The 3799-nt window shown below is 74.7% G+C and carries 4 protein-coding genes; all 4 read right to left on the reverse strand.

Annotation, left to right across the window (positions count from 1 at the left end):
* Positions 1 to 231 precede the first annotated feature (231 nt).
* Genes FNQ90_RS15545 through aroC form a run of 4 tightly spaced genes read right to left on the reverse strand, consistent with a single transcriptional unit; the run spans position 232 to position 3603 of the window.
* The gene (locus tag FNQ90_RS15545; protein ID WP_182606929.1) at positions 232 to 717 is read right to left on the reverse strand and encodes a type II 3-dehydroquinate dehydratase; all 486 of its coding nucleotides are present in this window, start codon (positions 715 to 717) and stop codon (positions 232 to 234) included.
* Positions 714 to 1853 (reverse strand): 3-dehydroquinate synthase, encoded by a 1140-nt coding sequence (aroB, locus tag FNQ90_RS15550; RefSeq protein WP_182606930.1) that lies wholly within the window; start codon positions 1851 to 1853, stop codon positions 714 to 716. Before aroB ends, FNQ90_RS15545 begins: the two co-directional genes overlap by 4 nt.
* A complete protein-coding gene (locus FNQ90_RS15555; RefSeq protein ID WP_182606931.1) occupies positions 1850 to 2422 on the reverse strand; it encodes a shikimate kinase in 573 nt (190 codons plus the stop codon). Before FNQ90_RS15555 ends, aroB begins: the two co-directional genes overlap by 4 nt.
* Positions 2419 to 3603, reverse strand: a complete 1185-nt coding sequence (gene aroC / locus FNQ90_RS15560; protein ID WP_182606932.1) for a chorismate synthase — start codon at positions 3601 to 3603, stop codon at positions 2419 to 2421. Before aroC ends, FNQ90_RS15555 begins: the two co-directional genes overlap by 4 nt.
* Between the last annotated feature and the right edge of the window lie 196 nt (positions 3604 to 3799).

Here is a 3799-nt window from a genome sequence, read left to right on the forward strand (position 1 = left end):
GGGTCGTTCGGGGCGAAAGGGGGTCCCGGGACCCCTCCGGGGTGATGCATCCGCTGTCGCTCCGTGATGTCTCGCGTCCGGGGCCGGGGGCGCTCCGGCTCGCTCGGGTGTCGGGATGGGCGGGCGGCCGTCGACGCCCTCCCGGAGGGGACGTCCGGCGCACCCCCCGGGGTTCCCGGTCGGCTCCGCGGGTCCGCCGGCACGGGGACGGTCGGACCCGCGGCCGGGTGTTCAGTCCTCGGCCGGCGGCCCGGGCCTCTCCCCGTCCCGGTGCGGGGCCTCGGCGAGGGCGCGCAGGGCCAACAGGTAGGAGTCCGGGCCGAAGCCGGCGATGGTGCCGGAGGCCACCGCCCCGACCACTGAGGTGTGGCGGAAGGACTCCCGGGCGTGGGGGTTGGAGATGTGCACCTCGATCAGCGGCGCGGTGCGCTGGGCCGCGGCGTCCCGCATCCCGTAGGAGTAGTGCGTGAACGCCCCGGGGTTGAGGATCACGGGCAGCCGGCCGTCGGCCGCCTCGTGCAACCAACGGATCATCTCACCCTCGTCGTTGGTCTCCCGCACCTCGACCGCCAGCCCGAGTTCGACGCCCAGCGCGGTGCAGCGTTCCACCAGACCCGCGTAGGAGACCGAGCCGTAGACATCGGGCTCCCGGGAACCGAGGCGCCCGAGGTTGGGCCCGTTGAGGACCAGCACCCGACGGGGGTCGGTGGCGCTCATTCGGCGATCTCCGCGTGGGCGGCCAGCAGCAGGGCGGGATCGGGTGCCTCCAGCACGGTGGGCCGGGCCGGGCCCTCCAGGACGATGAAGCGCAACCGGTCCCCGCGCGACTTCTTGTCCACCCGCATCGTCTCCAACAGGCGGGGCCACTGGTCACCGCGGTAGGTCAGCGGCAGCCCCAGCAGTTCCAGCACCCGGCGGTGCCGGTCGGCGGTGGCGTCGTCGAGCCGGCCGGCGATGCGGGCCAGTTCGGCGGCGAAGACCAGTCCGACGGAGACCGCGGCCCCGTGCCGCCAGCGGTAGCGCTCGTTCTTCTCGATGGCGTGGGCCAGGGTGTGGCCGTAGTTGAGGATCTCCCGACGGCCGGCCTCGCGCAGGTCGCCGGAGACCACGTCGGCCTTGACCCGGATGGAACGCTCGATGAGTTCCACGGTGTGCGGGCCGACGGGTGTGCGGGCCCCGGCCGGGTTTCCCTCGATGAGATCGAGGATGGTCGGGTCGGCGATGAACCCGGCCTTGACCACCTCGGCCAGCCCCGCGACGTACTCGTGGCCGGGAAGGGTGTCGAGGGCCGCCAGATCGCACAGCACGCCGGTCGGCGGGTGAAAGGCCCCGACGAGGTTCTTGCCCTCGGCGGTGTTGATGCCGGTCTTGCCCCCGATGGCCGCGTCGACCATACCCAGCACGGTGGTGGGCACCGCCACCCAGCGAACCCCGCGCAACCAGGTGGCGGCGACGAAGCCCGCCAGGTCGGTGGTGGCCCCGCCGCCCACCCCCACGATCGCGTCGGTGCGGGTGAAGCCGGACTGTCCGAGCACCGACCAGCAGTAGGCGGCGACCTCGGCGGTCTTGGCGTCCTCGGCGTTGGGCACCTGGACGGCGATGGCCTCCAGTCCCTGCCCGGCGAGGTCGGCACGGACGGCCTGTCCGGTCTCGTCCAGGGCCTCGGGATGGATCACCGCCACCCGACGGACATCGGGGCCCAGCAGCCCGGGCAGGTCCCCGAGCAGCCGGCGGCCGATCAGCACGTCGTAGGGGGAGGTGCCGGCGCTTCCGCCGACGGTCAGACGGATGGGACCCGCGGGCTCCCCGGAACCGGGACCCGGGGGAACGGCGGGCTGCTGGTCGGCGGTCATGCGCGGGTGGGCTCCAATGCGTCGAGAACGGCGTCGGCGACCTGCTCGGGGGTGCGACCGTCGGTGGTCACGACCACCCGGGCGACCTCGGTGTACAGGGGCCTGCGGTGCTCCATCAGGGTGCGCCACTGCTGCCGGGGGTTGACGGCCAGCAGGGGGCGGGCGGCGTCCAGGCCCACTCGCCGCACGGCGTCGGCGAGGACCACGTCGAGGAAGACCACGGGCAGGCCGGTCAGCAGTCGGCGGGTGGATTCGCGCAGCACCGCGCCACCGCCCAGGGCGAGCACCCCGCGGTGTTCGCGCACCGCGTCCTCGACCGCGGCGGCCTCCAGCTCGCGGAAGTGCTCCTCGCCGTGCTCGACGAAGATGTCCGCGACACTCCGGGCGGCCCGCTCGGCGATGTCGGTGTCGGTGTCGCGCAGCGCGACCCCCAACCGCTCGGCGAGCAGGGCCCCCACGGTGCTCTTCCCGGCCCCGGGCGGGCCGACCAGCACGACCAGGGGCCCCTCGGCCGACGGCTCGGGGCCGCCGGGGCGCTCCGGGGTTCCGGGGTTCGGGGCGGCGCTCACCGGATCGCCAGGTGCTCGAGGTAACCGCGCAGGTTGCGGCGGGTCTCCACGACGTTGTCGCCGCCGAACTTCTCCAGCAACGCGTCGGCCAGCACCAGCGCCACCATCGCCTCGGCGACGATGCCGGCGGCCGGCACCGCGCACACGTCCGAGCGCTGGTGATGGGCCCGGGCCGCCTCCCCGGTGGACACGTCCACCGTGGCCAGGGCACGCGGCACGGTGGCGATGGGCTTCATCGCCGCCCGCACCCGCAGCAACTCACCGGTGGACAGGCCGCCCTCGGTGCCCCCGGAGCGTCCCGAGGCCCGACGGATGCCGTCCTCACCGGTCACGATCTCGTCGTGCGCCCGTGAGCCGGGGACCCGGGCCAGTTCGAAGCCGTCGCCGACCTCCACGCCCTTGATCGCCTGGATGCCCATCAGCGCAGCGGCCAGTCGCGCGTCCAGCCGGCGGTCCCAGTGCACGTGGGAGCCCAGTCCCACCGGCACCCCGTACGCCAGCACCTCCACCACCCCGCCGAGGGTGTCCCCATCCTTGTGCGCGCGATCGATCTCGGCGACCATCGCCTCGCTCGCCGCCGGATCGGCGCAGCGCACCGGGTCGGCGTCCAGCCGCGCGGTGTCGTCGGGGCCGGGCAGCACCCCGCCCGGGGCGCGGGCGGCGCCCAGTTCCACCACGTGGCTGACGAGCCCGATCCCGGCGACCTCGGCCAACAGGGAGCGGGCCACCGTGCCCAGCGCCACCCGGGCCGCCGTCTCCCGCGCCGAGGCGCGCTCCAGGATCGGCCGGGCCTCGTCGAAGCCGTACTTCTGCATCCCCGCCAGGTCGGCGTGGCCGGGCCGGGGCCGGGTCAGTGGGGCGTTGCGGCCCAGGTCGGCGAGGATCTCCGGATCCACCGGGTCGGCCGCCATCACCTGCTCCCACTTGGGCCACTCGGTGTTCCCGACCATGATCGCCACCGGGGACCCCAGGCTCAGACCGTGACGCACCCCGCCCAGGAACGTCACCTCGTCGCGCTCGAACTTCATCCGGGCACCACGCCCGTAGCCCAGCCGTCGCCGCGCCAACGCGTCCGCCACCGCGTCCGTGGTGATCGGCACCCCGGCGGGCAGGCCCTCCAGGGTCGCCACCAGGGCGGGTCCGTGCGACTCACCGGCCGTCAGCCAGCGCAACCTGCTCAACGGTACTCCTCGATGCCACTCGACGATGAGATCGGCGCGTCGGCCGGACGCCCGACGCGACCACCGGTTCGTGGGAGCGTCCGGCCCCCCCGGCGGCATCGCCGATCCTCCCACGGATCGGCCGGACTCCCCTCCCCGGTCCGGGGTACGGACGCCCCGCCGGCCGGGGCGCCCGGTGCGTCAGACCCCGGCGTCC

It is taken from the genome of Streptomyces alkaliphilus (assembly GCF_014141535.1).
Taxonomy (GTDB): domain Bacteria; phylum Actinomycetota; class Actinomycetes; order Streptomycetales; family Streptomycetaceae; genus Streptomyces; species Streptomyces alkaliphilus.

What these genes read in the sequence shown, in the direction of transcription:
- aroB (WP_182606930.1), bottom strand. Translation starts at nt 1,853, where the DNA reads ATGACCGCCGACCAGCAGCCCGCCGTTCCCCCGGGTCCCGGTTCCGGG.
- FNQ90_RS15545 (WP_182606929.1), bottom strand. Translation starts at nt 717, where the DNA reads ATGAGCGCCACCGACCCCCGTCGGGTGCTGGTCCTCAACGGGCCCAAC.